General features: G+C 55.2%; 6 protein-coding genes. 1 reads left to right on the forward strand and 5 read right to left on the reverse strand.

The features are described from left to right. A partial coding sequence (locus Q1B15_RS07450) for an IS6 family transposase (RefSeq protein ID WP_299752386.1) occupies positions 1–501 on the reverse strand: 501 nt, incomplete at its 3' end. Here Q1B15_RS07450 and Q1B15_RS07455 point away from each other — a divergent pair. After that, positions 488–1000 carry a glycine cleavage T C-terminal barrel domain-containing protein gene (locus Q1B15_RS07455; RefSeq protein WP_299752389.1) on the forward strand — a complete coding sequence of 171 codons (513 nt, stop codon included), beginning with the start codon at positions 488–490 and terminating at the stop codon, positions 998–1000. The two genes, Q1B15_RS07450 and Q1B15_RS07455, sit on opposite strands and share 14 nt — an antisense overlap. A gap of 57 nt (positions 1001–1057) precedes the next feature. On the opposite strand, the gene Q1B15_RS07460 is transcribed toward Q1B15_RS07455, so the two are convergent. From Q1B15_RS07460 to Q1B15_RS07475, 4 genes are all read right to left on the reverse strand, one after another. After that, positions 1058–1840: an SDR family oxidoreductase gene (locus Q1B15_RS07460; RefSeq protein WP_299752391.1), complete on the reverse strand. Its 783-nt coding sequence runs from the start codon at positions 1838–1840 to the stop codon at positions 1058–1060. 35 nt (positions 1841–1875) lie between these two features. Further along, entirely contained in the window at positions 1876–2634 is a 759-nt protein-coding gene (locus Q1B15_RS07465) for an SDR family oxidoreductase (protein ID WP_299752394.1), read from the reverse strand. 27 nt (positions 2635–2661) lie between these two features. Continuing rightward, positions 2662–3474 (reverse strand): ABC transporter permease, encoded by an 813-nt coding sequence (locus tag Q1B15_RS07470; RefSeq protein ID WP_299752397.1) that lies wholly within the window; start codon positions 3472–3474, stop codon positions 2662–2664. Positions 3475–3480: 6 nt separating this feature from the next. Continuing rightward, positions 3481–4145: ABC transporter permease (locus tag Q1B15_RS07475; protein ID WP_299752400.1), on the reverse strand; the 665-nt coding region annotated here is incomplete at its 5' end.

Below are 4145 nucleotides of genomic sequence, written 5' to 3' on the forward strand. Positions count from 1 at the left end.
ATTGAGATATTTGACTTGCAGGACTTCGATCAGCCAGCACCAGCTCTGTAACACCAACAAGTAATTCATGTTGAACAGACCGGCCGCGTTTGAACCGCTCTTATCGATGACAACCTTTTCCGGCCAGCCATTGTTGGCGATGGTTTTGGCGAAAAATGCCGTCGCCGCCGCTTCATCGCGGCGCTTGGAGAGCATGAAATCAAGGGTGTTGCCGAACTTGTCGATCGCTCGATACAGATACATCCAACGGCCTTTGACCTTGATATAGGTTTCGTCCATGCGCCAAGATCGCCCGGTCGGTGCTTTCCGGAGATGAGCCATTTCGGCCAGTGCGCCTGCGTATTTCCCAACCCACCGATTGAGCGTCGCATGATCAACCTCGACGCCTCGCTCGGCCATGATTTCTTCGAGGTCTCGATATGAGACCGGAAACCTGGCGTAGAAATAGACCGCGTAGAGGATCACAGATTTCGGATACTGCGCGCCTTTGAAACTGACCATTTTCCCGACCCTGATACTAGCCTTTCAAGCCGTGCCATCTGCACCAAGCATCGATCGAACGCAACGGATACCAAAAGTTTGCGACACTAACCTTGACGTGGACAACACCGACAACCCGATCGAGGCCGGCTTGGGATTTGCCGTCAAACTCGACAAACCCGGGGGATTCATCGGATGCGACGCTCTGGCCGACATAAAGGCCAACGGCGTTCCATCAACACGGATGTTGCAGTTCCTGCTACAAGACCCCGAGCCACTGTTGTATGGAAACGAACTGATTTTTCTCGATGGATCAGAGGTCGGCCATGTCCAAATCGGGGGATACGGCCACACGCTTGGTGGTGCTGTCGGCATTGGATTTGCGGAGCTGGACGAACCACTGACGGCGGCAATGGTCAACGAAGGCACATGGCAGATCGATGTTGCCGGGGTGCTCGTCAATGCGACCGCGTCACTCAAGCCATTATTTGATCCAGCGATGGAGAAAATTCGCTGTTAGACTTGACCGAAACGACACCTCAGTGTTCTGCCAGCCAATCCGTGCTGATCACAAGTTTCACCCCTTGGAGTACCAACCATTATCCACATAAAGCGCATGTCCGTTGACGAAACTTGCTTCATCGGACGCCAGGAAAACGACGGCGGAAGCCACCTCATCTGGCTCGCATATCCGCCCTTGCGTTGCGGCCAGGTCGCCGTCCTTCCAGGTCTGCCCGGCCGCGTCCAATTCTGCAATTTCGCGCAAACCGTGAGCAGTCTTTACGAACCCCGGACAGACCGCATTGCAACGGATGCCCTGATCGCGATACTCAATTGCGATTGTCCGGGCCAGTTGCAAAACAGCGCCTTTGGACATGCAGTAGAGCGACTCAAGCGCATACCCAAGTTCCGAGGCGATTGACGCAGTGATGACAACCGATCCGCCTCCATTTGACACCATTTCAGGCAGGGCTCGACGACAGACAAGAAAGGCCGAGCGGACATTGATATCCATCAGCCTGTCGTAGTCTTCCTCGGTCGACTCGTGCAGAGCCTTCACAATGATCGTTCCCGCATGGTTGAACAAAACATCGTAAGGCCCGACATCTGCTTTAATCGCATCAAATGCCCGATCTACTTCGTTTGCTTTCGAGACATCCGCGTGGAAATAATGCCCAGAGCCACCAGCCTTTTCGATCATATCCAGCGTCTGTTCCGCGGCCTGATCCTGAATATCGAGGATGACCACATGCGCGCCTTCACGCGCAAACATCAGCGACGTCGCGCGACCTATCCCAGCCGCACCTCCGGTTATGACAGCCGTCTTGCCAGCAAGGCGATCATTGGGTGTTTTGCTCATCTCATCGTTCCTTTTGATCACAGGCCGAGTGGTGTTCAGATGCTTTCGCCGCCATCGATGACCAAAGCGTGCCCGGTCATGAACGCCGACTGATCAGAAGCGAGAAACACAATCCCGCCGGCAATTTCATCAACCGTGCCAAAACGACCCATCGGGATGGTGGTTTCGACATATTCATCAAGCTTGTGGCGCCCACCCATCTGAATCTCAAAGCCGCGATTGAACGGTGTGTCGATGAAACCGGGGCACAGAGAGTTGAACCGGATATTCTCTTTCGCATAATCGGCAGCCATCTGGCGCGTCATGGCCAGAACCGCATGCTTGGTGGTCGCATAGGCAATCATCTCGCGGTCATATTGCACGCCGGAATTTGACGACGTGATAATAACACTTCCGCCGCCCTGAGCACGCATGGGCGCAATCGCCGCCTGCGCCGCAACGAAATGCGCACGCACGTTCAGCGCCCAGGAAGCATCCATATCGGCAACCGCTACGTCCTCAAGTTTCCCCTCGACCTGCAGACCTGCATGCGAGTGCAGAATATCCAGCCGGCCCTTTGTAAGCGCCGCCCCCTTAATGGCGTCGATCAATGCCTGATCATCGGTCACGTCAAGCTGGAGAGCTTCAGCAGCATATCCTTCGGCCGCGATAGACTGCGAAACAGCCCGCGCAGAGGCTGCGTCGCGATCCGTGACAAACACGTAAGCGCCTTCACGGGCCATCGCCCGCGCACCCGCCGCGCCAATTCCGGACCCTGCACCTGTAACAAGTGCGACCTTGTTCTCAAGCTGCAAAACGCGTCCCTTTCACAAAATCAAAGATCATCTTTTTTGTCCCCGTCTCAAGATAAGCTGCGCGACAACAAGCATGATCAAAGAGGCGCCCATCACCATAGTGCCGATGGCATTCACCTCAGGGGTAATGCCACGACGGATGGACGAGAAGATATAGATCGGAAGCGTTGTCTCTGATCCGGCGACGAAAAAAGCGATAATGAAGTCATCGAAGCTAAACGTGAAGCTCAGCAAAAATCCAGCCAGGATCGCAGGCGCAATCAGCGGCAATGTAATCTGGCGAAACGTGCCCAGCGGCGTTGCATAGAGATCGGCTGAGGCTTCCGTAAGCGCACCTTCCAGCCCGGCAAGGCGCGCGCGTACGATGATGATGACCAGCGCGAGGGTGAACATGGTGTGGGCGGCGATCAAAGACCCCATTCCCATCCGCAGCGTCGGCGCAGGGGCGCTGCCCGGCCAGAACGCTTCAAGCCATGGGTTCACAACGCCAAACACCGTCACCAGAGCAATCAGGGTGGCAATGCCAATCACGATCCCGGGGATCATCACTGCGATGTAGATCAATGCGTCAAACAGGGCCCGCGCAGGTCCCCGGATGCCCTGCAAACCAACGGCTGCCAAAGTTCCCAATACACTTGCGAGTGTGGCAGACACAAAGGCCACGAAAAGGCTGTTACCGAGCGCATCCATCACAAACGGATTGTTCAGCGCACGGCCATACCACTGGACAGAAAAGCCCTCCAGTTGGCTCGCACTGCGCCCGGCGCTGAAGCTGAACAACGCGATGATCGCGATGGGAGTATAGAGGAATACATATACACAAACGGCATAAATGCGCATGGGGCCTCACATCAGCGGAGCGTCGTCGTGCTGAACATTCAGCCGCGAAATCAGACGCATATAAAGTGTGACAGTCACAAGCATGATGACGATAAGCATCACGGCCACTGCCGACCCATAGGCCCAGTTCCGTGACTGCAGGAACAGGTCGACAAGCGCATTGCCAACGAAAAACACCTTGCCTCCGCCCAATAGGGCCGGGATCAAGAACTCGCCCATCAGCAAAATGAACACCAACATGCATCCCGTGGCGATTCCCGATATGGACATCGGCAATGTAACCTTCAGGAAGGTTGTCAACGGAGGTGCTCCAAGGTCAGACGACGCTTCAAGCAGGCGTTTGTCCAGACGATCTAGGCTGACGTAAATCGGAAAGACCATCAGCGGCAGATAGCCATAGATGATCCCAACCAAGACTGCGAAAGGCGTGTTAATCAAACGCACGCCCTCTATGCCAACAATGTCGAGGAGGGCTGGAATTCCGCGCCCCCCAAGGATGAAAATCCACGCGTAACTGCGAATGAGGATCGACGTCCAGAACGGAACGATCACCAACACCAGCAGCAGCGTTTTCCATTTATCACTGGTCCGAACAGCAAGCTGGTATGCCAGAGGATAGGCGATCAGTAATGCGGCCACCGTGCCCAGAGGCGCCAACATCAGCGTATTTT

Source organism: uncultured Boseongicola sp., assembly GCF_937988555.1.
GTDB lineage: Bacteria > Pseudomonadota > Alphaproteobacteria > Rhodobacterales > Rhodobacteraceae > Boseongicola.

Bases quoted from the DNA above. Each gene is read 5' to 3' on its own strand.
- Q1B15_RS07470 (WP_299752397.1), bottom strand. From the start codon at position 3,474: ATGCGCATTTATGCCGTTTGTGTATATGTATTCCTCTATACTCCCATC.
- Q1B15_RS07460 (WP_299752391.1), bottom strand. From the start codon at position 1,840: ATGAGCAAAACACCCAATGATCGCCTTGCTGGCAAGACGGCTGTCATA.